The following is a 23,591-nucleotide window of genomic DNA, read 5'->3' on the forward strand; positions in this document are numbered from 1 at the left end:
CCCGAGCCCAAGCCGGCGGCTACCCGCCGGCGCGCCCGGAGCCGACGAAAAAGCCCGCCGGACAAGGGCCGGCGGGCCTGGAACAGGTCCTGAACGGGCGCCTTCAGCGCCGTTCGCGCTGCTCTTCTTCCTCTTCGCGCTGCGGGCGCGACTTGTTGCGCGGGTCCTGGCCGGACCGGGCCGCCTCGCGGCGGCGGGCGCGTTCGTCGGCCTCGGCATTGTCCCTGGCCTCCTGGGCCTTGTGCTCGGCCAGCGCACCCTGGCGGCCCTCGGCCTTGCGCTCCTGGGCCAGCGCCGGGACGGCGATGGCCGCGACCGCCACCGCGGCGGCCACTGCGCTCCAGATCAGGCGTCGGTTCATGGCGTTCCTCCGCTTGGGGGGGCATTGCGCCGGCCACGGGGGGCGGCCGGCCGCGGCTCGTGCCGCGGCCCCGGTTATACGTCCGCGCGCCCTGCGCCGGCCTGAACGGGCTGGCGGGCGTGCAAAAACGGCAGACAGGCCGCACACTTGCGCGTCTTTACCGCGTCACCGAAGGTTCCATGAGCAGCCGTTACAACGCCGCCGACATCGAAGTCCTGTCCGGCCTGGACCCGGTCAAGCGCCGGCCCGGCATGTATACCGACACCTCGCGCCCCAACCACCTGGCGCAGGAGGTGATCGACAACGCGGTGGACGAGGCGCTGGCCGGGCATGCGCGCTCGGTCGAGGTCACCCTGTACCGCGACGGCAGCTGCGAGGTGGCCGACGACGGCCGCGGCATGCCGGTGGACATCCACCCCGAGGAGAAGATCCCGGGCGTGGAGCTGATCCTCACCCGCCTGCACGCGGGCGGCAAGTTCAGCAACAAGAACTACACCTTCTCCGGCGGCCTGCACGGCGTGGGCGTGAGCGTGGTCAACGCCCTGTCCACCCTGGTCGAGGTGCACATCAAGCGCGACGGCGCCGAGCACCGCATCACCTTCCGCGACGGCAACCGCGCCACCCCGCTGGAGGTGGTCGGCACCGTCGGCAAGAAGAACACCGGCACCCGCGTGCGCTTCTGGCCGGACCCGAAGTACTTCGACAGCCCGAAGATCAACGTCCGCGCCCTGCGCCACCTGCTGCGCGCCAAGGCCGTGCTGTGCCCCGGCCTGACCGTGACCCTGTTCGACGAGGCCTCCGGCGAGCGCGACACCTGGCACTACGAGGACGGCCTGCGCGACTACCTCAAGGGCGAACTGGCCGGCCGCGAGCTGCTGCCGCCGGAGCTGTTCACCGGCTCGCTGAAGAAGGAGACCGAGGTGGTGGACTGGGCCGTGGCCTGGGTCCCGGAGGGCGAGCTGGTCCAGGAGAGCTACGTCAACCTGATCCCCACCGCCCAGCACGGCACCCACGTCAACGGCCTGCGCTCGGGCCTGACCGACGCGCTGCGCGAGTTCTGCGACTTCCGCAACCTGCTGCCGCGCGGGGTCAAGCTGGCGCCGGAGGACGTGTGGGACCGCGTCGCCTTCGTGCTGTCGCTGAAGATGACCGACCCGCAGTTCAGCGGCCAGACCAAGGAGCGCCTGTCCTCGCGCCAGGCCGCCGGCTTCATCGAAGGCGCGGCGCACGACGCCTTCAGCCTGTGGCTGAACCAGAACGTGGACATGGGCGAGCGCATCGCCCAGATCGCGATCGAGCGCGCCAGCGCGCGCCTGAAGACCGAGAAGCAGGTCGTCCGCAAGAAGGTCACCCAGGGCCCGGCCCTGCCCGGCAAGCTGGCCGATTGCATCAGCCAGGACCTGTCGCGCACCGAGCTGTTCCTGGTGGAAGGCGACTCGGCCGGCGGCAGTGCCAAGCAGGCGCGCGACAAGGACTTCCAGGCCATCCTCCCGCTGCGCGGCAAGATCCTCAACACCTGGGAGGTGTCCAGCAACACCGTTCTGGCCTCCGAGGAAGTGCACAACCTGGCCGTCGCCATCGGCTGCGATCCGGGCAAGGACGACCTGTCGGGCCTGCGCTACGGCAAGATCGTGATCCTGGCCGACGCCGACTCCGACGGCCTGCACATCGCCACCCTGCTGTCGGCGCTGTTCCTGCGCCACTTCCCGGCCCTGGTCGCCGCCGGCCACGTGTTCGTGGCCATGCCGCCACTGTTCCGCGTGGACGTGGGCAAGCAGGTGTTCTACGCCCTGGACGAGGAAGAGAAGCGCCTGCTGCTGGAGAAGATCGCCCGCGAGAAGATCAAGGGCCAGGTCAGCGTGACCCGCTTCAAGGGCCTGGGCGAGATGAACCCGCAGCAGCTGCGCGAGTCCACCATCCACCCCGACACCCGCCGCCTGGTGCAGCTGACCGTCGACGACGGTGAACAGACCCGCGCGCTGATGGACATGCTGCTGGCCAAGAAGCGGGCAAGCGATCGCAAGGCGTGGCTGGAGACGAAGGGCGATCTGGCCTCGTTAGAGGTCTAAAAGCCTCGCACGTCCAGACTGCTGGGCCGTGGCGACGGCCCCGACGTCGTCGCATTTCAACGGCGCAGGGGCGCGGCTTCGCTGGAGGTCTGAAGGGCTCGGGATCGGGGATCCGGGATTCGGAGTTCGCGGAACGTGGCGCGGGCAGGGCCAGGGCCGCTGCCTTGGCTAGTCCTCCGCCAGCTTCCACGCCAGCACCGTGCCGTCGCGACGGTCGGGTCGCGTGCCGGGGCGGTCGGCGGCATAGGGCTCGCCGCTGCCGGGCAGGATGCCCAGGTAGCGGTGGGTCTTCATCGACAGCAGCATGAACTGGCCGCGCAGCAGGTCCTGCCACATGAAGCGGCTGTCCACCGGATGCTCGGGCAACAGGCGCACGTCGGCGGACAGGCCGATGCCGACCACGGTCAGGAAGCCGCTGCCATCCATCGCTTCCAGCGCCACCTGGCCATTGCCGCGGTCATGCACGCGGAAACGGGCAGACGGCGACCGCGCCCTCCCGTCGTCGGCCGCCACCGGTTGCACCACGCCCAGCGGATGGACTGCGGCCACGCTGCCATCGCCCAGGTTCTCCAGCCTCACCACCTTGCCCAGCGGGATGTTGCGCGAGCGGTCGGCCAGCGGCTCGTGCAGGTCGAAACGGTCGAAGTCCGCATATCCGCCTTCGCGCCCGGCGCTGTTGTACGCGAACAGCGCGTAGCGCGAGCCCTGGAAGGTCTTGAGCTGGTACGGCAGCCGCACCGGCTCGCCGATGTCGTGGAAGCGGCGCCCGTCCGCACTCCAGGAGAACCAGGCCAGGTCCTCGTCGTGGTCGCCGCGCACGCGCAGGTGCACGCGGGCCCGGGGCAGTGGCACCTCGACCCGGCGGTCCTGCGCCTGCGAATACCAACGCAGCACGCGGCGTCCGTCCTCCTGCACCACCGCCAGCCACGCCGCCGGCATGTTCAGCAGGCCCAGCCCGGCCACGTCGCCCGGCTGCAACCCGGATGCATCCAGCACCACGGTGGCCGTGGCCTCCGGGCCCACCACGCGCTGGGTCAGGCTGTTGCGCGCATGCAGGAAGCCTTCGGCCGGCAGCGCGTGCAGGCGCAGGTGGCCCGGGCGCTCGCGCAGCGACCACTTGCCGTCCAGCGGCTGGTGGTTCCACTGCCACACCGGCTGCAGCCGCGGCGCGGAGAAGGCGTCGCTGCGCACGTACGGCGCATGCGGCCGGATGCGTGGGTCCACCACCGGCTTGGTCCAGGTACGCGGCGTGCGCCCCAGGTTGCCCGGCAGGCCGAAGTACGGCCAGCCATCGTGCCAGGTGACCGGCGACAGGAAGGTGGTGCGGCCGACGGACTTGAGGTCCATCATCGAGAAGCCCCACCACCTGCCGTCCGGCGCCTGCACGATGCCGCCCTGGTGCAGCGGCACGGCGCCCAGCGCGTTGTCCGCGGGCTTGTGCGAAGAGAACGACGCACCGTCGGCCGGAACCGGCGAGCGCTGGCCCACGCTGTCCTCCCACCAGCCGCGCTGGAAGCCCATGCTCTCGCTGGCGCTGATCGCCACCGTCTCCCATGGACCATCGAGGCGGTCGGCGCGCGCGGCCTGCATGCGCCCGACCGGGGCGTAGTTGGCGCTGATGATGTAGTAGCGCCCGTCGATCTTGTAGAAGTGGTGGCCCTCGCCCATGCCATTGCCGGCCGGGATGATGACCCGCTCGCTGCCCTCGACCACGCCGGACAGGTCCGGCTTGAGCTCCACCAGCCGCACCTCGTTGTAGTTGAACACCGCCCACACCCGGCCGTCGTCGTCGAACAGCACCGACAGGTCATGCAGGTTGCGGTCGATCACCGTGTGGTCCCACGGCCCCGCCGGGTCGCTGGCGGTGAACACGTGCAGGCCGCGCTCGTTGATGTTGGCGAAGACATGGAAGCGGCCATCGTGGTAACGCAGCACCGGCGCCCAGATGCCCTGGCCGTACAGGTCCTTGCCGTCCTCCAGCCGGTACTCGGGTCCGGGCGGGAACTCCGTGAGCGCGTACGAGACGAATTCCCAGTTCACCAGGTCGCGCGAGCGCAGCAGCGGCAGGCCAGGCACCGCGTGCATGGTGGTGCCGGTCATGTAGAACCAGTCGTCCACCCGGACCAGGTCCGGGTCGGAGAACTCGTCGTAGAAGATCGGGTTGGTGTAGGTGTCGTTGCCGTTGTCGGCGGTCCAGCTGGCTGGCGCAGCGACCGCGGACACGCCGCCCGCCAGCAGCAACATCAGCAGGCACGCCAGCCCGAATGGTCGCGCGAACACCATCACTTGCCTCCCCGCGCGGCGCGCCCTGGGCGCCGTCGCATCAATCCAGCTGCAGCACGAAGCCGCCGGCGGCCGGCAGCTCCAGTTCCAGCGGCCGGCCGGGCGCCAGCTCCACCTGCCGTTCCGCGAAGCCCGGCGCGTCGCCGCCATCGGTGAGCAGCTGGCCGCGCAGCACGCCACCGCCCAGCTTGCCGGCGTCCAACACGATCCTGCGCGGTCCCGGCCCGGCATTGATCCCGGCCACGTAGCGGCGCCCGCCGCCTTCGCGCACGAACACCGCGCACCGGCCCGGGTAGCCATCGATGAAGCGGCTGTCGTCCCATGCCTCCGGCAGGCCGGCAAGGAAGTGGCGCACGTACTCCGGCACCTGCGCCATGCCCTCGGCGGTCTCGGCGTAGTGCTGGATGCCGGAGACGAACAGCACCGACTGCGCCAGCTCGAACGCCGCGCTGGTGCGGCGCTGGACGCGGTCGTTGAGCTTGACCATGGCCAGCGGGGTGAAGTCCATCGGGTCGAACACGTTGCGGGTGAACGGCAGGGTCGCCGCGTGCACCGGGACGCGGTCGGCATTGGCCTGCTCGAAGGTGGCGAACTCCAGCCCGCGCACCGCTTCCATGGTCTGCAGGTGCGGCCAGGTGCGCTGCCAGCCGCGCGGCAGGGTCGAGCCGTGGAAGTTCATCTGGAAGCCGTACGGAGCCGAGTCGGCCAGCAGGTCCAGGTAGTAGGCGATCATCGACGAGCCGTCGCCGCCGAAGAAATCCACCTTCAGCCCGGCCACGCCCATGGCCTTGAGCTTGTCGAACTCGCGCACCCGGCTGGCATGGTCCAGCAGGCGGCTGCGCGGGGTCTGCGGCGCCTCGTTCCAGTCGCCGGCCGAGTTGTACCAGACCAGCACCGACACGCCCTTGCCGCGCGCGTAGTCCACCAGCTCGCGCATCTTCGCCTCGCCGATCTGCACGTCCCACAGCGCGTCCACAAGGGTGTAGCGCCAGCCCATGCGCGCGGCGTAGTCGACGAACTGCTTCTGCACCTCGAACACGGTGTGGTCGTCGCCCAGCAGCGGCCAGCTCCACGAGGCCTTGCCCGGCACCGAGGGCGCGGCCACCGCCGGCGGGTCGGCCAGGTCGGTGCCGAGGGTGGAATCGGCCACGGTGGCCAGGTCGCCCACCGCGACGATGCGCCACGGCGAACGCCACGGGAACCCCTCGATCCACGGCAACGCCGCCCCGCCCGGCAGGGCTTCGCGTGCGTCGGGGAAGCCGAGCAGGTACTCGCCCGGAACCGCGCCATCGAGCAGGCGGCTGCCGGCATCGCCGCGGCGCAGGCTGCCCTCGCTGAGCAGGATCCAGTCCTGCCCGCTGCGGAACAGCGCCGGGAACACCCAGCCATGCCCCAGCGGCGAAGGCGTGCCCACCGCAACGTCCTGCAGGTAGTACTCCTCGTAGGAGGGATTGGTGCGGCCGAAGCCGGTCTTGGGCTCGGCCAGCGGCTGCAGCCAGGCATGGGCATCGACCGGCAGGCGGAACGTGGCCGCATCGCGCTTCCAGGTATCCAGCCCCGGTACCGGGCGCTGCAGCTCGTAGCGGAACGCGGCGCCATCGTTGGACAGCTGCCAGGCCACGGCCAGCTCGTGGCCCCGCCCATCCTCCCAGCGGAACACGCGGCGGTTGGCGCGGTAATGGTTGTGGCGGCGCTTTCCGGACAGCAGCTCGTAGTCGTCGGCCACCGCCTGCACCGGATCGGCACCGGCGAAGGCCAGCCCGCGCGACAGGTCCACGCCCTCGCCCACCATGCCCAGCGGCGACGGCGCGATCACCTCGCGGCCTTCGCGCAGCAGCCGCCAGGTGGGGCGGCCGGCCTCGTCCAGCGCCATCTCCACGCGCAGCCTGCCGTCCGGACTTGCGACCTCGCCCAGCGCCGGCGTGGCCGCCTGCAGCGGCAGCCAGGCGCCCGCCAATGCCAGTGCCGCCAGCACGCGCGCGGCGCGCGCACGGAGCCACTTGTCAGCCATGACCGCCTCCACTCGCTTGACCGCCCCGCGCCAGCAGGCGCTGCAACAGGCAGAACGCCAGCAGCAGCACGCCGATGGCAATGCGCGTCCACCACGAGCTGAGGGTGCCGTCGAACACGATCAGGGTCTGGATCAGGCCCAGCACCAGCACCCCGAACAGCGAACCCAGCACGTAGCCGCTACCGCCCGCGAGCAGGGTGCCGCCGATCACCACCGCGGCGATCGCATCCAGCTCCAGGCCCATGCCGTGCAGGCTGTAGCCGCTGAGCATGTAGAACGTGTAGACCACGCCGGCCAGCGCCGAGCAGAAGCCGCTGAGAGCGTAGACCTTGATCAGGGTCGCGTCCACCGGCAGGCCCATCAGCTCCGCCGACTGCGCGCTGCCGCCAATGGCGTACACCGTGCGCCCGAAGCGGGTGGAACCGGCCAGCACCACGCCGGCCGCCACCACCGCCAGCGCCACCAGCGCCGCCACCGAGAGCGAGGCACCGCCGCCCAGCGGCACCCGGGTGCTGGCCACGGCCACGTGGAAGGCATGGTTGATGCCAATCGAATCCACGCTGACCAGGGTCGCCGCGCCGCGCGCCAGGAACATGCCGGCCAGGGTCACCACGAACGGCTGCAGCCGGTAGCGTTCGATCAGCACGCCCATCAGCGCGCCAAAGCCGGTGCCGATCAGCAGCACCAGCGGGATTGCCGCCAGCGGATGCCAGCCGTGTTTCTCCACCAGGCTGGCCAGCAGCACCGTGGTGAAGGCCACCACCGCGCCCACCGACAGGTCGATGCCGCCGGTGAGGATCACGAAGGTCATGCCGACCGCGACGATCAGCAGGAAGGCGTTGTCGATCAGCAGGTTCAGGAACACCTGCGGCGACAGGAAGCCTTCATAGAGGATGCCGCCGGCGGCGGACATGGCCACGAACAGGGCCAGGGTCACCGCCAGCGACAGCAGGCCGGGCTCGCGCAGCCGGCGCAGCAGGTTGCCGGCCCCCGGGGCGCGCATCGCGATGCTCATGCGCGTGCCTCCCTGCGGCTGAACAGCGTCCTGGCCTTGGCCCGGAACTGCGGCGACTGCAGCAGCAGCACCGCGGTCACCAGCAGCGCCTTGACCACCAGGTTGACCTGCGGCGGCACGCCGATGGCGTAGATGGTGGTGGTCAGGGTCTGGATGATCAGCGCGCCCAGCAGGCTGCCGGCCAGGCTGAAGCGGCCACCGGACAGGGCGCTGCCGCCCAGGGCCACGGCCAGGATCGCGTCCAGCTCCAGCAGCTGGCCGGCGTTGTTGGCATCGGCGCTGGCCACGTTGGAGCTGACCAGCAGCCCGGCCAGGCCGGCGCTGAAGCTGCAGAACACGTACAGCGACAGGGCGATGGCGCGGGCGCGGATGCCGGCCACGTGGGCCGCGGCCGGGTTGTGGCCGATGGCGCGCACGAACAGCCCCAGCGCGGTGCGGTCCAGCAGCAGCTTCAGGCCCACGAACACCGCCGCCAGCACGAACAGCGAGAACGGCAGGCCGAACAGGAAGCCGTTGCCGAGGAAGGCGTAGGGCGCGTAGTAGATGGTGAGGATCTGCCCATCGCCGATCAGCTGGGCCACCCCGCGCCCGGCCACCATCAGGATCAGGGTGGCGATGATCGGCTGCATCCCGACCCTGACCACCAGCACGCCATTCCACAGCCCGCACAGCGCGGCCACCGCCAGCGCCGCGGCGATCGCGCCGAACAGCGGTGCCAGGCCCCCGCTGCCGCCGGCCTGCATGCGGGCGATGGTCCAGGCCGCGACCGTGGCGCTGATCGCCAGCACCGCGCCCACCGAGATGTCCAGGCCACGCACCGCGATCACCAGGGTCATGCCCAGCGAAACCAGCGCAAGTGGAGCCGCCCGGTTGGCGATGTCGACGAGGTTTCCGTACAGGTGCCCGTCACGCCACTGCAGCGCCAGGAAACCGGGGTTGAACAGCGCGTTGCCCAGCAGCAGCAGGACCAGGGCCAGCGCCGGCCACAGCAGCGGATGCGCCATCAGGCGCTCGCGCAGGCCCGGCCGCGCGGACTGCGGCCGCGGCTGTGCCGGTTGCACCAGGGGAGCCTGTTCCTCGCTCATGCGTGCCCCGCGATCAGGTCCAGGACCCGGCTGCCATCGCTGCCGCCGTCCAGCTCGCCGGCCTTGCGCCGCTCGCGCAGCACCGCGATGCGGTCGCTGAGCCGGGTCAGCTCCTCGATCTCGGCGGAAATGAACAGCACCGCCATGCCCTGCCGCGCCAGTTTCACCACCTCGGCCATGATCTCCTGCTTGGCGGCGATGTCGATGCCGCGGGTCGGTTCGTCAAGGATCAGCAGCGAGGGCTGCGTGGCCAGCCAGCGCGCCAGCACCACCTTCTGCTGGTTGCCGCCGGACAGCGCGCCCACCGGCGTCTCGATGTCGGCGGTCTTGATCCCGAGCAGGCGCACGAATTCGCGCGCCATCTCCTCCTGCCTGGCCTGCGGCAGCGCGCGCCACCAGCCGCGCCGCGCCTGCAGCGCCAGCACGATGTTCTCGCGCACCGACAGCCCGGCGACGATGCCTTCGGTCTTGCGTTCCTCCGGGCACAGCGCCAGCCCGCGCGCCACCGCCTCGGCCGGATGCCGCAGCTGCACCGCCTGGCCGCCGATGCGCAATTCGCCCGCGTCGGCGCGGTCCAGGCCGAACAGCAGCCGCGCCAGTTCGGTGCGGCCGGAACCCAGCAGCCCGCCCAGGCCCAGCACCTCGCCGGTGCGCAGCTGCAGGTCCACCGGATGCAGCGCGCCGCGCCGGGCCAGGCCGCGCGCCTCGGCCACCACCTCGCCCGCCGCAACGCTTTCCCCCGGCTCGCGCCCCCCGGCCAGCGCCACCTCGCGCCCGACCATGGCCGCCACCAGCGCGCCCTGCGGCAGCTCCGATGCGGCGTATTCGCCCACCAGGGTGCCGTTGCGCAGCACGGTGATGCGGTCGGAGACCGCATACACCTGGTCCAGGAAATGGGTGACGAACAGGATCGCCATGCCGCGGTCGCGCAGCCGGCGCATCACCGCGAACAGCGCCTGCACCTCGTCCTCGTCCAGGCTGGAGGTGGGCTCGTCCAGCACCAGCACCTTCGCCTGCACGCCCAGCGCGCGGGCGATGGCCACCATCTGCTGCACCGCCACCGGGTAGCTGCCCAGGCTGCGGTCCACGTCGATGTCCAGGCCCAGGTGCGCCAGCAGTTCGCGCGCGCCGGCGCGCACCTTCGGCCAGTCGATCAGGCCGCTCCAGCGCCGCTTCGGGTAGCGCCCGGCGAACAGGTTCTCGGCCACCGACAGGTTCGGGCACAGGTTCACTTCCTGGTAGACCGTGCTGATGCCCAGCGACTGCGCTTCCAGCGGCGTGCCCGGGGCGACCTCGCGGCCGTCCAGCTCGATGCGACCGGCGTCGGGACGCTCGACCCCGGTGACCAGCTTGATCAGGGTGGACTTGCCGGCGCCGTTCTGGCCCATCAGCGCGTGGATCTCGCCGGCACGCAGCACCAGCCCGGCGTCGTCCAGCGCCAGGGTGGCGCCGAAGCGCTTGCGCAGGCCCGAGGCCTGCAGCACGACCGGCGCGGCCGCGCTCCCGCCGCGGCCGCCATCGCCCTGCGCGTGCCCTTGCGCCGGCGCCATCAGTACTTCCGGTTGGGCAGTTCGGCGGCGGCCTGGTCCATGGTGTACACGCCCTCCTCCACCACCACGCGCTTGGGCACCTGCCGCCCGGCGTGCACGTCGCGGATCAGCTGCGCCAGCTGCGGGCCCAGCAGCGGGTTGCACTCCACGGTGGCGTTGAGCTTGCCGGCCTTCATCGCCTCGAACGCGCCGCGCACGCCGTCGATGGAGACGATGCGGATGTCCTGGCCCGGCTTCAGCCCGGCCTCCTCGATCGCCTGGATCGCGCCGATGGCCATGTCGTCGTTGTGCGCGAACAGCACGTCGATGCGGCCACCCTCGGCCTTGAGGAAGGCCTCCATCACTTCCTTGCCCTTGGCGCGGGTGAAGTCGCCGCTCTGCGAGCGCACGATCTGGAAGCGCGGATCGGTGGCGATCACTTCCTTGAAGCCGCGCATGCGGTCGTTGGCCGGGGCCGAACCCACGGTGCCCTGCAGCTCGACCACGCGGATCGGCCCTTCCTTGTCCTTGCTGTCCTCGATCAGCCAGCGCGCGGCCCGGCGGCCTTCCTCGACGAAGTCCGAGCCGATCAGGGTCACGTACAGCGAGTCGTCGGACACGTCCACCGCGCGGTCGGTCAGCACCACCGGGATGCCGGCGGCCTTGGCCTCGCGCAGCACCGTCTCCCAGCCGGACTCGACCACCGGCGAGAACGCGATCACGTCCACGCGCTGGGCGATGAACGAGCGGATCGCCTTGATCTGGTTTTCCTGCTTCTGCTGCGCGTCGGAGAAGCGCAGGCGGAACTCGGGCGCGGCCAGCGCCTCCTTCACCGAGCGGGTGTTGGCGGTGCGCCACTCGCTCTCGGCGCCGACCTGGCTGAAGCCCACGGTGATCGGCTTGCCCTCGCCGCCTTCGCCGCCGCTGCCCTCGCCGCCGCCGGAACAGCCGGCCAGCGCCATGGCGCCCAGCGCCAGCATCCCGAACACGAACTTCCTCATCGCTCCCTCCCGATCGATTCGTTGTTGTGCCGCGTGCCGCGACCTCGCCGCGGCTGGCCGTGCGCGCCCTCCAGCGCGCGCGGCCGCGGTTGGCCCTCAGGCCGATGTATAGGCGGTCTTGACCGTGGTGTAGAACTCCACCGCGTAGCGCCCCTGCTCGCGCGGTCCGTAACTGGAAGCCTTCCGTCCCCCGAAGGGTACGTGCGGATCGACCCCGGCGGTAGGGAGGTTGACCATCACCATGCCCGCCTGGGCGTGCCGCTTGAAATGGGTGGCGTGCCGGAGCGAGGTGGTGCAGATGCCCGCGCACAGTCCGAACTCGGTGTCGTTGGCCAGGGCCAGGGCGTGCTCGTAGTCGGCCGCGCGCAGCAGCGCGGCCACCGGGCCGAAGATCTCCTCGCGCGAGATGCGGTCGCTGGCGCGCGCGGCGAACAGGGTCGGCGCCAGGAAGTGGCCGCGGGTGGGACAATCCACCCGACCACCGCCGGCCAGCAGCTCGGCCCCGTCCTCGTGCCCGGCGCGGATGTAGCCCAGGTCGGTGTCCAGCTGCGCCTGGCTGGCGACCGGGCCGATGTGCACCTGCGGGTCCAGCGGATCGCCGACCCGCAGCTGGGCCATGCGCGCCTGCATCTTCACCACGAACCGGTCGTACACCGCCGCCTCGACGATCAGCCGGCTGGAGGCGGTGCAGCGCTGCCCGGTGGAGAAGAACGCGCCGTTGACCGCGCATTCCACCGCCTGGTCCAGGTCGGCGTCGGCCAGCACCACCAGCGGGTTCTTGCCGCCCATCTCCATCTGCACCTTCAGTGCCCGCCCGGCCGCCTGCTCCAGCAGGGCGCGGCCGGTGGGCACCGAGCCGGTGAAGGTCAGCGCGTCCAGCTTCGGGTGCGCGACCAGGGCCTGGCCCACGGTGCGGCCGCTGCCCAGGACCATGTTGAACACGCCCTCCGGCAGGCCGGCACGCGACAGGATCTCCGCCAGGGCCCAGGCGCAGCCGGGCACGATCTCGGCCGGCTTGAACACCACGGTGTTGCCGAACGCCAGCGCCGGGGCGATCTTCCAGGCCGGGATCGCCAGCGGGAAATTCCATGGCGCGATGATGCCGACCACGCCCACCGGCTCGCGGGTGATCTCCACGTCCACGCCCGGGCGGGTGGAGGCCAGCTTCTCGCCGGGGATGCGCAGCGCCTCGCCGGCGAAGAACTTGAAAATCTGCCCGGCGCGCGCGGCCTCGCCGATGCTCTCGGCCAGGGTCTTGCCTTCCTCGCGCGCCAGCAGCCGGCCCAGTTCCTCCTTGCGGGCGAGGATCTCGCTGCCGACGAAGTCCAGCACCTCGGCGCGCTGCTGCGGGGTGGCCAGCGACCAGGCCGGCAGCGCCGCGGCCGCCGCGTCCACCGCCTGGCCGACCGCGGCGGCATCGAGCACGCCGTAGTGGCCGACCGGGGCGTCGAGGTTGGCCGGGTTCTCGTCGACGTGGCTGCCCCCGCCTTCCACCCACTGGCCGGCGATGTAGCTGGAATAACGCGGTTCGTTCACGTACTGCTCCTGTTGCCGGCCGCGCTCACAGCGCGCGCACGCCGCCGGGGGCGAAGCCGGCCGGCACCACCTGCAGCGGGTTGGCCAGCGGCGCGCCCAGTTCTGCGATCTCGATCTCGAACACGTCGCCCGGCTGCGCGCGCACGCCGTCGGCGAAGCTCAGGGTGGCGGTGCCGAAGAAGTGCAGGTGCACGTCGCCCGGGCGCCGGTGCGCGGCGTACTTGAAGTGGTGGTACTCCAGGTTCTCCAGCGAGTGGCACATGTTGGCCTCGCCGGTGAGGAAGGGCTTCTCCCACACCACCGCGCCGTCGCGGCGCAGGCGGCTGGTGCCGCGCAGGTCCGCCGGCAGCGGGCCGGTGCGCAGTTCCGGGCCAACCGCGCAGGTGCGCAGCTTGGAATGGGCCAGGTACAGGTAGTTCTGGCGTTCGGTGACGTGGTCGGAGAACTCGTTGCCCAGGGCATAGCCCAGCCGGTGCGGGGTGCCATCCGGGCCGATCACGTACAGCCCCACCAGCTCCGGCTCCTCGCCACCGTCCAGGGCGAAGTCCGGCGAGCGCAGCGGCGCGCCCGGCGGCACCACGATCTGGCCGTCGCCCTTGTAGAACCACTCCGGCTGCGCGCCCGCCGTGCCCGGGGCCGGCATGCCACCCTCCACGCCCCACTGGAACATGCGCATGGAGTCGGTCAGCGTGCCTTCCTCGGCCTGCTGCTGCAGCTTCTGGTGCATGGCGTCGCGCGCGGCGGCGCTGCCCAGGTGGGTCAGGCCGGTGCCGGTGACCAGGCAATGCGCCGGATCGGGATGGTGCAGCGGGCTCAGCACCCGCCCCTCGCGCAGCAGCGGCGCGTAGGCGAGCGTGGTGGCGCCGGCGCGGGCGGCGGCCTCGTCGTCCAGGCTGCGGCCGGCGGCGATGGCGGCATTGGCCAGCGCCCAGGTCGAGTCGACGCCGTCCAGCAGGCGCACCACCTCGCCCTCGATCACGCCGACGCGGATGTCACCGCCATCGTCCCGCAGCTGGATCAGTCGCATCGGCCGCCCTCGTCATGGGATGGGAAGGGAAGGCATGCCGCTTCCGGGAGAGACGGAAGCCACCGCGCATGCCTCGGCCGATTCTGCCGGCTGGACGAATATGCATCCAATGCAAATTCGTGCATAACATATATAAACATTCGTATCGACTGGAGTGTCATACGTGCCGCAGAACGTGCCGTGGTTCGTCCGCGCCCGCCTCAAGACCCGGCAGCTGATGCTGCTGATCGCGATCGACGAGGAAGGCAACATCCACCGCGCGGCCGAAACCCTGGCCATGTCGCAGCCGGCCGCCTCCAAGCTGCTGAAGGACCTGGAGGACATGCTGGGGGTGGCGCTGTTCGAGCGGCTGCCGCGCGGGATGCGCCCGACCTGGTACGGCGAGACCATGATCCGCCACGCCCGCATCGCCCTGGCCAGCCTGGGCGAGGCCGGCGCGGAGATCGAGGCGCTCAGGGGCGGCTGGGCCGGCAGCGTGGCGATCGGCGCGATCGCCGGGCCGGCGATGAGCCTGCTGCCCACCGCGCTGGCACGGGTGGCGCGCACCGCCCCGGACCTGCGGGTGTCGCTGCTGGTGGAAAGCTCGGACGTGCTGCTGGAGCGGCTGCAACAGAACCGCCTGGACTTCCTGGTCGCGCGCCTGTTCGAGCAGCACGACAAGACCCACCTGCAGTACCAGGCCCTGGCCGAGGAGGAGATCTGCGCGATCGTGCGCCCCGGCCACCCGATCCTCGGGAGGAAGCGCCTGGACCTGGCCGGCCTGGCCCAGGCCAGCTGGATCGTGCCGCCGGAAGGCAGCGTGCTGCGCCACCGCTTCGAGCTGATGTTCCGCAGCGCCGGACTGCAGCCGCCGCAGCACGTGCTGGCGACCACCGCCCTGGTGTTCATCACCAAGATGCTGCAGGAAAGCGACTACCTGGCCGTGGTCCCGGTGGACGTGGCGCGGCATTACGCCGCCTACGGCATGGTCAAGATCCTGCCGGTGGAGCTGTCCTGCCACATGGACTCCTTCGGCATCATCACCCGCACCGACTGGCTGCTCTCGCCCGGCGCGCGCACGGTGCTGCAGGCGCTGCAGGAAACCGCGGCCGAGGTCTACGGCACCGCTGCGTAGCCCGTACAGGGCCGGAGGCCGCGCCCGGGTGCGGGAACGACTCAATCGTGGAACGGCTCGACCACCACGCGCCGGCCAAGCATGAAGGCATCGGCCACGTGGCGCAGCGGCGCCAGGTCCACGTCCGATTCGCCGGCACGGACCAGCCTGGCGAAGTGGCGGTACAGCTCCGGGTACTCCTGCTCCGGCTCGGCATGGACCACCTGGCCATTGACCGCCAACCGCGCGCCGCCATGCGACAGCAGCATGGTCCCCGCCCCGGTCTCCGCCTCGATGTCCCAGCTCTGCGGCCCGGTCTGGCGCCAGTCGAACTCGGCGCGCAGGTCCAGGCCCTGGGTATCGCTGAAGCGGATGCTGGCGGCGATCGGCGCGGCGCGGTTCTGCGGGAACTCCAGCGTCGCCTCGGTGGCGAATACCGGCCGCGGCAGGATCCGGGTGACGATCGACAGCGCATTGATGCCCGGGTCGAACACGCCCAGGCCGCCGGCCTCCCAGATCCAGGCCTGGCCCGGGTGCCAGTGGCGCACGTCCTCCTTCCAGGTCACCCGCATCGAGCGCACCGTGGTGCCGGCCAGGAACGCGCGCGCCGCCTCCACCGCCGGCGCGTGCCGCGAGTGCCAGCTGGCAAACAGGGTCACGCCCTTGGCGCGCGCCTGCGCCGCCAGGTCCTCCACCTCCGACAGCGTGGCCCCCGGCGGCTTCTCCAGGAACACGTGCTTGCCCGCCTCCAGCGCCTTCACCGCGGCCGCGTAGCGGTACTGCGGCGGCATGCACAGCGAGACCGCGTCGATCTCCGGAACCGCCGCCAGCATTTCCTCGATCGAGCCGAAGTTGGCGATCCCGTCCACCCGGCCGTTGCGGCTGGCCGCGGCCACCAGGCGGTAGTCGGCATTGGCCGCGACCGCGGGCAGGTGCTGGTCGCGCACGATCTTGCCGACACCGACGATGGCGAGGTTGATGCTTGGCACGGGCGTGTCCTCCATGGCTGTGGCGCGCGGCAGGGCCGCGCATGCGTTCGGGTGCGTGGCGCGGCTCAAGCCTGCGCCAGCGCTGCTTCCACCGCGCCCCAGGCGCAGCCGCGTCCGGCGTTGGCGAAGCGGTATTCGATCACGCGCCGGAAGCGCGTGCCCGGGCGCAGGATCGCGTCCGGGAACTGCGGCCGGTTCGGCGCGTCGGGATAGCCCTGCGGCTCCAGGCACAGGCCGCGGCCGAGCCCCGGATGCTGCCGGTCCAGGCCGTGGCCGTCGTACAGCTGCAGTGCCGGCGCGTCGCAGTCGATGCGCAGGGCGATGCCGCTGTGCGGCGAGTAGAGCGTGGCGCAGGTGGTCGCACCCTCCTCCAGCACCAGGCAGTGGTCGTAACCGCCGGCCACCTCCAGCTGCGGATGGCCGCTGGCGGCCGCGGCCTCGAGCGTGCGCGCGGCACGGAAATCGAACGGCGTGCCGGCGGCCGCGGCCACCTGGCCGAGCGGGATCAGCTCGCCGTCCACCGGCAGGAAGCCGCGGGTTGGCGCCTGCAGCCACTGCGCCGCGGCCGGCACCGCCGGATCGCCGGCCAGGTTCCAGTACGGATGGTGGGTGGGATTGAACGGCGTGGGCGCGTCGCACTCCGCTTCCAGCTCCAGGCGCAGGCGCGCGCCGTGGAGGCTGTAGACCGCGCGCATGTCGAGGTTGCCCGGATAGCCCTCCTCGCCGTCCGGCGAGTGGTAGCGCAGCTCCAGCCGGCCGGGATCGTGCGCGGCGACCCGCCAAAGCCGCCGGCCAAAGCCCAGGTGCCCGCCGTGCAAGTGGTTGCGTCCCTCGTTGGCGCTGACCCGGCAGGCCTGGCCATCGACCGTGAACGCGGCGCCGCCAATGCGGTTGCCGAAGCGCCCGACCACGATGCCCAGGTAGGCCGGATCGGCGAAGTACGCACGCGCGTCCGGCAGCCCCAGCACCAGCGCCACCGGGCCGCACTCACCGGGGAATTCCAGCCGCGCCAGGATCCCGCCCAGGTCCAGCACCTCGGCGCGCAGCCCGTTGCCATCGCCCAGCACGTGCGCGTGCACGGCCCTGCCGTCGTCCAGTTCGCCAAAGGGCCGCCTGTGCGCCATCCGCCTTCCCAGTCCGCGCCGGCCGCTGCCGGCGGCGGGCAGGATAGCGACCGCACCGGGCGTCGACCAATCCCGCCCCGGGCATGCCAACCGCGCGAAAAGGAATACCCCTTGCCCCTCCAGGGGGCCTGGCGCGGGATACGCGAACGGGTATGGCTGCGCCCGACAAAGTAATTGGCAGGTTATCGGGGCCCTGACTATGCTCGACCGGCCTGCGCCCGCCGCCACCGGCGCCGGGCGCATCACCCGGACGTCGTGCCGATCCGTCGCGGCTGCCCGCAGCCTCGCCGTCCCGGTGCGCGTCCAACCCAACCGTCCACCGAGAAAGCGAGGCAAGACGATGCTCAACAACCCGTTGCCCCGGCTGGCGCTGGCCACCGCGCTGCTGTTCGCAGGCACCGCCAGCGCGCAGGCGCCGGTCCAGGCCAGCGCCACCCTGCGCGCCGACCAGCCCGGCGAGACCGTCAGCCGCTACATCTTCGGCCAGTTCGCCGAGCACCTGGGCTACGGCATCTACGGCGGCATCTGGGTCGGCGAGGACTCGGAGATCCCCAACACCCGCGGCTACCGCAACGACGTGCTGGCCGCGCTGAAGCAGCTGCAGGTGCCGGTGGTGCGCTGGCCCGGCGGCTGCTTCGCCGACGAGTACTACTGGCGCGACGGCATCGGCCCGCGCGAGAAGCGGCGGGTCAAGATCAACACCCACTGGGGTGGCGTGGAAGAACCCAACAGCTTCGGCACCCATGAGTTCATGGACTTCGCCGAGCTGCTGGGCACCGACGCCTACGTCTCCGGCAACACCGGCAGCGGCTCGCCGCGCGAGATGGCCGAGTGGGTCGAGTACATGACCTACGAGAAGGGCTCCTCGCTGGCCGAGGAGCGCCGCGCCAACGGCCGCGACAAGCCGTGGAAGGTGCCCTTCTTCGGCATCGGCAACGAGATGTGGGGCTGCGGCGGCAACATGACGCCCGAGCACGCCGCCAACCTGCACCGCCAGTTCCAGACCTTCGTCAAGGTGCCCGCCGGCCAGACCGTCACCAAGGTCGCCGCCGGCGCCAATGGCGACGATTACAACTGGACCGAGGTGATGATGAAGATCGCCGGCAAGCACATGGATGCCTTGTCGGTGCATTACTACACCGTGCCCGGCGGCTGGCCGCCGCGCGCCTCCAGCTTCGAGTTCGACGAGGCCGCCTGGTTCCAGACCCTGGAAAGCGCGCTGAAGGTCGACGAGCTGCTGCGCAGGCACATCGAGGTGATGGACAAGTACGACCCGGAGAACAAGGTCGCCCTGTACCTCGACGAGTGGGGCACCTGGTACGAGGCCTACCCCGGCACCAACCCGGGCTTCCTGCAGCAGCAGAACACCCTGCGCGACGCCCTGGTGGCCGCGATCCACTTCGACGCGATGAGCAAGCACGCGCGCCGGGTGAAGATGGGCAACATCGCGCAGATGGTGAACGTGCTGCAGGCGATGATCCTCACCGAGGGCGGGAAGATGGTGCTCACGCCCACCTACCACGTCTTCGAGATGTACAAGCCCTGGCAGGACGCGACCTACCTGCCGCTGGAGCTGAAGGCGCCGCAGTACCGCCACGGCAACAGCGCCATCCCCGGCGTGCACGGCTCGGCGGTGCGCGCGAAGGACGGGCACGTGTACGTGGCCCTCAGCAACCTCGACCCCAACCGGCCGGCGAACATTTCCGCCAGCGTCAGCGGCCTGCAGGCGCGCGCCGTCAGCGGCCGCGTGCTGACCGCCGACGCGATCACCGCGCACAACACCTTCGACCGCCCCGAGGTGGTGAAGCCCGCCGCCTTCAATGGCGCCAGCCTCAACGGCAACACCCTCAAGGTCGAACTGCCGGCCAAGTCGGTGGTGGTGCTCCGGCTGGAGTGAGATCCGCCGTCAACGCGTGACCCGCGAAGGGCGCCGCAAGGCGCCCTTCTTCTTGCCCCCTGCCATCGCGAGAGGTTCGGGAGACGCGCTCCAGGATGGCGGGCCGGTGGCGACGGCCCTGGCCTCGTCGCGCCCCGGGATCGCAGGTACCCGGCCGCATCCGGGTACCGCAACGCCGGAAACCGGAAGCGTTTCGCTGTTCCGGGCTACGGCCAGGTGTTCTTCCGCAGCAGCTGGACCAGGTTGCCGCAGGTGTCGTCGAGCACGGGATGGTCACCGGGCCCATCGCCACCGGCGGCTGGGTGAAGCGCACGCCGGCGGCCAGCAGGCGCTCGTACTCGGCCTGGACGTCGTCGACGATGAAGGCAGCCACGACTTGCCTGTCAACGCCGGTACCGGCGCCTATTTCCAGCCCACCCCGTGCTCCACCACCTCGCGCACCCGGAATCCGGCGATGCGGCGGATCAAGTCCAGCGGCAGCGGCGCATCGAGCGGGAACTGGATGGTGTTGCCGGACGTCGCGGAGCCGCCCAGCTCGGCGGCGAAGTGCGCCACCGCGCCGACCGCAGGGTGCAAGCTGACGTGCCGCTTGTGGACCGAATAGACGTAAAGCACGGTGCCAAGGCTGAAAGCCGGCTTGCCCCACTTCAGCGACTCCCGTGCCTGCGGTGCCGCCTCGCGCAGGCACTGGCGCATCTCGCGCAGCCGCGCCTGCGCATTCCCCGGCGCGGCCGCGGCGATGTACCCCTCGACGGTCGTCGGCTTGCCCGGCTTTTCCATGCTGCCTCCTCCGGCGTGCAGGCTTGCGGAAGGCTCCACCGCCCCGCCCGATGCGGCCCTCGCCGGATCGCGCGGGGCCTACGCCAGCAGCAGTGCAGCGGCGAACGGCGCAAGGCATGCCAGGCCGATCGCGAAGGCCACGATACTCCGCCAGTCCCTCGCCGCGCGATTCCGGGCCATCCGGATGCCGCCGGAGACGACCAGCACCGACAACACCACCAGCCCGCCCACCAAGGTCCAGGTGGCCGCCTGCCACGCCCGCGGGTCCTGCGGGAAGGTGAACAGCACGGCTGCCGCGCCCACCACGACCGCGGCCGCCAACAGGGTCAGCACGTCCGCCGCCAGGAAGCTGCGCATTGCCACCAGGGCGGCCCCGGCCTTACCCAAGGAGATCCACGCCCCTGTGCCCCTCCGGCACGCCCTGGACCAGGAGGACATCCCCCTCCGTGTTCTTCGTGCGCAAGGGACGGATGGCCTGGTACGCCTCCGACTCGTACCAGCTCCTGGCCAGTTCCATGGAAGGGAACTCGATGATGACCAGGTCCCCCGACCATGACCCCTCGAGCGGCTGGTAGGGACCTCCATGCACGCGGTACTTGCCGGAGAAAGGAGCCAGCGTGTCGTCGATGCGTTGCAGGTATTCCTTGATCTCGTCGCAGAACCGGGTCTCGCGTATTACCGCAACAGCATAGGCAGTCATCGATTACTCCATGGCAGCAACGCTATTCCTGCGCGCTCCGGCGGCTTGGGCCGCAGGACATGGCCCACGCCTCCGGCAGGGCGCGACGGGTCGCCGGCATTGTAGACAACCGCCGTCCGTGCCCGGCCACTGCAGGGCGCGGGAACAGGACGGCTGCAATCGGCTCCACCCGCGGCAGTCAGCCCCCGTCGCCCGGATACTCCACGGACGAACGCGGCGCGTCCGCCAGCTGCTCGTCCAGCGACTGCCGGTAGCGGATGCAGCCGCGCAGGAACACGGGCCACTCCGGCACCACCGGCCTGGCGGTGGACTGCTCCGGCAACAGGCTCCAAAGGTCCGGGTGGTACCAGCACAGCGCATGCCCGGAGCTGTCGCGATGGGCGCGGATCGCGTTGCGCAGCCTCACCACCTCCGCGACCAGCTGCTCGCGGCTCATGCCATCCAGGTCGGAATCCATGGCGCACCTCCAGCGTGGAAAGCCGGACCAGCGTGCACCTTTCCCTGCCGGCGCGCGAGGCGCGCCTGCGGACCACGCCGCCGCGACCCACCCTATCCCGCGTACGCCGCCCACTGCGCCACGATCCGGCGGAAGTCCTCCTCGGCCGTGGCGAAGTCCGCCTCGCTGGCGAACGCCACCAGCGCCCGGTCGACCGAAGGCCAGGCCAGCAGCCCGCGCGGGTCGTCCACCGCCTCGCGCACCGTGCTGCCGGCCTGCACCTTCGCGCCGCAGTGGAACACCACCTGCAGCAGGTCCGGGCGCCGGCAGTTGATCGTGGCGAACCAGCCATGGCGGTGGAAGCTCGGCGAGTTCCACTTGATGCCCTCGCCGATCGCCGGATCGGCCGCGAGGATGGCCGCCCGGATCCGCTGCAGCAGCGGCGCCAGCGGATGCGAGAGCCGCGCGACCAGCGCGTCCACGCCCGGCGTGTCGTCTTGCTCCCGCCGCGCCGCGCCACCCGTGCCCTGCTTCCTTGCTGCCGCCATGCATGCGCTCCCTGTTGGCGTCCCGCGATGCGGGACGGAAGGAATGGATATGCCCCGGGGTCCTGCCCGCATGGGCGAGGGTATTCCGCGCGCCGGCGCGGCGCATCCGCCGTGCACCACCCGCGACCCCGTTCCGGCAGGGGATACCACGCGAGGATCCGGCCCAGCCGGGCTAGCCCAGGCGCGGACCATTCCGCATTGCAATCCTCATATCCCAACCGGCGGAATTGTTATTTTTCGGGCATGTCCCGGCCCGGTAGCATCCGTGCGCAACAGGTGGGCCGCGCGGGAGTCCCTCCCCGCCTGCCCGCCCTCTCCTCCTGGGCAGGGATCCCGAGCGCATGAGCGACTCCAGCAAAAAGCCCTTACGCAGCCAGCAGTGGTTCGGCCGCGAGGGCAAGCAGGGCTTCTACTACCGCAGCTGGCTCAAGGGCCTGGGCCTGCCACACGACATGTTCGACGGCCGCCCGGTGATCGGCATCTGCAACACCTGGTCGGAGCTGACGCCCTGCAACAGCTCCTTCCGCGAGCTGGCCGAGCACGTCAAGCGCGGGGTGTACGAGGCCGGTGGCTTCCCGCTGGAGTTCCCGGTGATGTCCCTGGGCGAGACCCAGGTGCGGCCCACGGCCATGCTGTTCCGCAACCTCGCCTCGATGGACGTGGAGGAATCCATCCGCGCCAACCCGATCGATGGCGTGGTGCTGCTGATGGGCTGCGACAAGACCACGCCCTCGCTGCTGATGGGCGCGGCCAGCGTGGACCTGCCGACCATCGGCGTGTCCGGCGGCCCCTCGCTGTCGGGCAACTGGCGCGGCAAGCCGGTGGGCTCGGGCACCGGGGTGATCGAGATGTCGGAGATGGTCCGCGCCGGCACCCTGACCCAGGCCGAGTTCAACGAGGCCGAGGCCTGCATGCAGCGCTCCAGGGGCAGCTGCATGACCATGGGCACGGCCTCGACCATGGCCTCGATGGTGGAGGCACTGGGCATGTCGCTGCCGGAGAACGCGGCAATCCCGGCCGTCGACTCGCGCCGCTTCCGCCTGGCCCACCTTTCCGGCCGCCGCATCGTGGAGATGGTGCGCGAGGACCTGCGCATGTCGAGGATCCTCACGCGCAAGGCCTTCGCCAACGCGATCCGCGCCAACGCCGCGATCGGCGGCTCGACCAACGCGGTGATCCACCTGCTGGCCCTGGCCGGCCGCCTGGGCGTGGAACTGAGCCTGGAGGACTGGGACGAGATCGGCTCGCGCCTGCCCTGCCTGGTCAACCTCAAGCCGTCGGGCGAGTACCTGATGGAGGACTTCTACTACGCCGGCGGCCTGCCGGCGGTGCTGCGCGAGATCGCGCAGTACCTGGACCTGGACGCACTGACGGTCAACGGCCGCACCCTCGGCGAGAACATCGCCGACGCGCCGTGCTGGAACCGCGAGGTGATCCGCCCGCTCGACCAGCCGCTGCGCGCCGAGGCCGGCATCGCCGTGCTGCGCGGCAACCTGGCCCCGGACGGCGCGGTGATCAAGCCCTCGGCCGCCTCGCCGCACCTGCTGAGGCACCGCGGCCGCGCGGTGGTGTTCGAGGACATCGAGGACTTCAAGGCGCGGATCGACGACGAAGCGCTGGACATCGACGAGACCTGCGTGATGGTGCTGAAGAACTGCGGTCCGCGCGGCTACCCGGGCATGGCCGAGGTCGGCAACATGCCGCTGCCGCCCAAGCTGCTGCGCCGTGGCATCACCGACATCGTGCGCATCTCCGATGCGCGCATGAGCGGCACCGCCTACGGTACGGTGGTGCTGCACGTCTCGCCGGAAGCCGCCGCCGGCGGCCCGCTGGCGCTGGTGCGCGAGGGCGATTTCATCGAGCTGGACGTGGAGGCCCGCCGCCTGCACCTGGACGTGGACGCGGCCGAGCTGGAGCGCCGCCGCGCCGAGTGGACCCCGCCGCCGCCACCGGCCCGTGGCTGGGCCAGGCTGTACGTGGACCACGTGCAGCAGGCGCACCTGGGTGCCGACCTGGACTTCCTGGTCGGCGGCAGTGGCGACACCGTCGCCCGCGACTCGCACTGAGCGCCGCCATGCCGCGCGGTGTGTTCCTCCCTTCCGGAAGC

At 71.2% G+C, this 23,591-nt stretch carries 20 protein-coding genes; 4 read left to right on the forward strand and 16 right to left on the reverse strand.

Translation table 11 applies throughout. From position 1 onward, the window contains the following. Window positions 1-103: 103 nt before the first annotated feature. Window positions 104-361 (reverse strand): hypothetical protein, encoded by a 258-nt coding sequence (locus B351_RS0103710; protein WP_019397708.1) that lies wholly within the window; start codon window positions 359-361, stop codon window positions 104-106. 179 nt (window positions 362-540) lie between these two features. Here B351_RS0103710 and parE point away from each other — a divergent pair, with 179 nt between their 5' ends. Beyond that, entirely contained in the window at window positions 541-2,430 is a 1,890-nt protein-coding gene (parE, locus tag B351_RS0103715) for a DNA topoisomerase IV subunit B (RefSeq protein ID WP_019397709.1), read from the forward strand. Window positions 2,431-2,598: 168 nt separating this feature from the next. On the opposite strand, the gene B351_RS0103720 is transcribed toward parE, so the two are convergent. From B351_RS0103720 to araD1, 8 genes are all read right to left on the reverse strand, one after another. Further along, window positions 2,599-4,713 carry a glycoside hydrolase 43 family protein gene (locus tag B351_RS0103720; RefSeq protein ID WP_083852387.1) on the reverse strand — a complete coding sequence of 705 codons (2,115 nt, stop codon included), beginning with the start codon at window positions 4,711-4,713 and terminating at the stop codon, window positions 2,599-2,601. A 40-nt stretch (window positions 4,714-4,753) separates the two neighbouring features. Next, a complete protein-coding gene (locus B351_RS0103725; protein WP_026010322.1) occupies window positions 4,754-6,724 on the reverse strand; it encodes a glycoside hydrolase family 97 protein in 1,971 nt (656 codons plus the stop codon). After that, window positions 6,717-7,739, reverse strand: a complete 1,023-nt coding sequence (gene yjfF / locus B351_RS0103730) for a galactofuranose ABC transporter, permease protein YjfF (RefSeq protein ID WP_019397712.1) — start codon at window positions 7,737-7,739, stop codon at window positions 6,717-6,719. Before yjfF ends, B351_RS0103725 begins: the two co-directional genes overlap by 8 nt. After that, a complete protein-coding gene (locus B351_RS0103735; protein WP_019397713.1) occupies window positions 7,736-8,824 on the reverse strand; it encodes an ABC transporter permease subunit in 1,089 nt (362 codons plus the stop codon). The genes yjfF and B351_RS0103735 overlap by 4 nt, the downstream gene beginning before the upstream one ends. Beyond that, on the reverse strand, window positions 8,821-10,374 hold the full coding sequence (locus B351_RS0103740; RefSeq protein ID WP_019397714.1) for a sugar ABC transporter ATP-binding protein: 1,554 nt from the start codon (window positions 10,372-10,374) through the stop codon (window positions 8,821-8,823). The genes B351_RS0103735 and B351_RS0103740 overlap by 4 nt, the downstream gene beginning before the upstream one ends. Beyond that, the gene (locus B351_RS0103745; protein ID WP_019397715.1) at window positions 10,374-11,354 is read right to left on the reverse strand and encodes an ABC transporter substrate-binding protein; all 981 of its coding nucleotides are present in this window, start codon (window positions 11,352-11,354) and stop codon (window positions 10,374-10,376) included. The genes B351_RS0103740 and B351_RS0103745 overlap by 1 nt, the downstream gene beginning before the upstream one ends. Before the next feature lie 96 nt (window positions 11,355-11,450). Continuing rightward, on the reverse strand, window positions 11,451-12,890 hold the full coding sequence (locus B351_RS0103750; protein WP_019397716.1) for an aldehyde dehydrogenase family protein: 1,440 nt from the start codon (window positions 12,888-12,890) through the stop codon (window positions 11,451-11,453). A 25-nt stretch (window positions 12,891-12,915) separates the two neighbouring features. After that, window positions 12,916-13,917 carry an AraD1 family protein gene (gene araD1, locus B351_RS0103755; RefSeq protein WP_019397717.1) on the reverse strand — a complete coding sequence of 334 codons (1,002 nt, stop codon included), beginning with the start codon at window positions 13,915-13,917 and terminating at the stop codon, window positions 12,916-12,918. A 163-nt stretch (window positions 13,918-14,080) separates the two neighbouring features. Here araD1 and B351_RS0103760 point away from each other — a divergent pair, with 163 nt between their 5' ends. Beyond that, a complete protein-coding gene (locus tag B351_RS0103760; protein WP_019397718.1) occupies window positions 14,081-15,031 on the forward strand; it encodes a LysR family transcriptional regulator in 951 nt (316 codons plus the stop codon). Between the two features lie 41 nt (window positions 15,032-15,072). On the opposite strand, the gene B351_RS0103765 is transcribed toward B351_RS0103760, so the two are convergent. Both B351_RS0103765 and B351_RS0103770 read right to left on the reverse strand, forming a co-directional pair. Continuing rightward, window positions 15,073-16,014, reverse strand: a complete 942-nt coding sequence (locus B351_RS0103765; protein WP_019397719.1) for a Gfo/Idh/MocA family protein — start codon at window positions 16,012-16,014, stop codon at window positions 15,073-15,075. Between the two features lie 50 nt (window positions 16,015-16,064). Next, window positions 16,065-17,123, reverse strand: a complete 1,059-nt coding sequence (locus B351_RS0103770) for an aldose epimerase family protein (RefSeq protein WP_019397720.1) — start codon at window positions 17,121-17,123, stop codon at window positions 16,065-16,067. A 340-nt stretch (window positions 17,124-17,463) separates the two neighbouring features. On the opposite strand from B351_RS0103770, the gene B351_RS0103775 reads away from it, so the two are divergent. After that, window positions 17,464-19,020 carry an alpha-N-arabinofuranosidase gene (locus B351_RS0103775; protein ID WP_019397721.1) on the forward strand — a complete coding sequence of 519 codons (1,557 nt, stop codon included), beginning with the start codon at window positions 17,464-17,466 and terminating at the stop codon, window positions 19,018-19,020. Window positions 19,021-19,422: 402 nt separating this feature from the next. Here the strand turns inward: B351_RS0103775 and B351_RS0103780 are convergent, their stop codons facing one another. From B351_RS0103780 to B351_RS0103800, 5 genes are all read right to left on the reverse strand, one after another. Further along, entirely contained in the window at window positions 19,423-19,800 is a 378-nt protein-coding gene (locus B351_RS0103780; protein ID WP_019397722.1) for an iron chaperone, read from the reverse strand. A 78-nt stretch (window positions 19,801-19,878) separates the two neighbouring features. Beyond that, window positions 19,879-20,157, reverse strand: coding sequence for a hypothetical protein (locus B351_RS0103785; RefSeq protein ID WP_019397723.1), 279 nt, complete (start codon window positions 20,155-20,157; stop codon window positions 19,879-19,881). Between the two features lie 22 nt (window positions 20,158-20,179). After that, window positions 20,180-20,500, reverse strand: a complete 321-nt coding sequence (locus B351_RS0103790) for a DUF1330 domain-containing protein (protein ID WP_019397724.1) — start codon at window positions 20,498-20,500, stop codon at window positions 20,180-20,182. A 178-nt stretch (window positions 20,501-20,678) separates the two neighbouring features. Beyond that, window positions 20,679-20,957, reverse strand: a complete 279-nt coding sequence (locus B351_RS0103795) for a hypothetical protein (RefSeq protein WP_019397725.1) — start codon at window positions 20,955-20,957, stop codon at window positions 20,679-20,681. Between the two features lie 92 nt (window positions 20,958-21,049). Continuing rightward, window positions 21,050-21,484: a DUF1801 domain-containing protein gene (locus B351_RS0103800; protein ID WP_158621845.1), complete on the reverse strand. Its 435-nt coding sequence runs from the start codon at window positions 21,482-21,484 to the stop codon at window positions 21,050-21,052. 341 nt (window positions 21,485-21,825) lie between these two features. On the opposite strand from B351_RS0103800, the gene B351_RS0103805 reads away from it, so the two are divergent. After that, window positions 21,826-23,550, forward strand: a complete 1,725-nt coding sequence (locus B351_RS0103805) for an IlvD/Edd family dehydratase (RefSeq protein WP_019397727.1) — start codon at window positions 21,826-21,828, stop codon at window positions 23,548-23,550. Window positions 23,551-23,591 lie beyond the last annotated feature (41 nt).

The sequence above is a fragment of the Pseudoxanthomonas sp. GW2 genome, assembly GCF_000283075.1.
Lineage (GTDB): Bacteria > Pseudomonadota > Gammaproteobacteria > Xanthomonadales > Xanthomonadaceae > Pseudoxanthomonas.

Bases quoted from the DNA above. Each gene is read 5' to 3' on its own strand.
- B351_RS0103800 (WP_158621845.1), bottom strand. From the start codon at position 21,484: ATGGCGGCAGCAAGGAAGCAGGGCACGGGTGGCGCGGCGCGGCGGGAG.
- B351_RS0103770 (WP_019397720.1), bottom strand. From the start codon at position 17,123: ATGGCGCACAGGCGGCCCTTTGGCGAACTGGACGACGGCAGGGCCGTG.
- araD1 (WP_019397717.1), bottom strand. From the start codon at position 13,917: ATGCGACTGATCCAGCTGCGGGACGATGGCGGTGACATCCGCGTCGGC.
- B351_RS0103795 (WP_019397725.1), bottom strand. From the start codon at position 20,957: ATGGATTCCGACCTGGATGGCATGAGCCGCGAGCAGCTGGTCGCGGAG.
- B351_RS0103765 (WP_019397719.1), bottom strand. From the start codon at position 16,014: ATGGAGGACACGCCCGTGCCAAGCATCAACCTCGCCATCGTCGGTGTC.
- B351_RS0103720 (WP_083852387.1), bottom strand. From the start codon at position 4,713: ATGGTGTTCGCGCGACCATTCGGGCTGGCGTGCCTGCTGATGTTGCTG.
- B351_RS0103775 (WP_019397721.1), top strand. From the start codon at position 17,464: ATGCTCAACAACCCGTTGCCCCGGCTGGCGCTGGCCACCGCGCTGCTG.
- B351_RS0103745 (WP_019397715.1), bottom strand. From the start codon at position 11,354: ATGAGGAAGTTCGTGTTCGGGATGCTGGCGCTGGGCGCCATGGCGCTG.
- B351_RS0103780 (WP_019397722.1), bottom strand. From the start codon at position 19,800: ATGGAAAAGCCGGGCAAGCCGACGACCGTCGAGGGGTACATCGCCGCG.
- B351_RS0103785 (WP_019397723.1), bottom strand. From the start codon at position 20,157: ATGCGCAGCTTCCTGGCGGCGGACGTGCTGACCCTGTTGGCGGCCGCG.
- B351_RS0103735 (WP_019397713.1), bottom strand. From the start codon at position 8,824: ATGAGCGAGGAACAGGCTCCCCTGGTGCAACCGGCACAGCCGCGGCCG.
- yjfF (WP_019397712.1), bottom strand. From the start codon at position 7,739: ATGAGCATCGCGATGCGCGCCCCGGGGGCCGGCAACCTGCTGCGCCGG.
- B351_RS0103805 (WP_019397727.1), top strand. From the start codon at position 21,826: ATGAGCGACTCCAGCAAAAAGCCCTTACGCAGCCAGCAGTGGTTCGGC.
- B351_RS0103740 (WP_019397714.1), bottom strand. From the start codon at position 10,374: ATGGCGCCGGCGCAAGGGCACGCGCAGGGCGATGGCGGCCGCGGCGGG.
- B351_RS0103710 (WP_019397708.1), bottom strand. From the start codon at position 361: ATGAACCGACGCCTGATCTGGAGCGCAGTGGCCGCCGCGGTGGCGGTC.
- B351_RS0103790 (WP_019397724.1), bottom strand. From the start codon at position 20,500: ATGACTGCCTATGCTGTTGCGGTAATACGCGAGACCCGGTTCTGCGAC.
- parE (WP_019397709.1), top strand. From the start codon at position 541: ATGAGCAGCCGTTACAACGCCGCCGACATCGAAGTCCTGTCCGGCCTG.
- B351_RS0103725 (WP_026010322.1), bottom strand. From the start codon at position 6,724: ATGGCTGACAAGTGGCTCCGTGCGCGCGCCGCGCGCGTGCTGGCGGCA.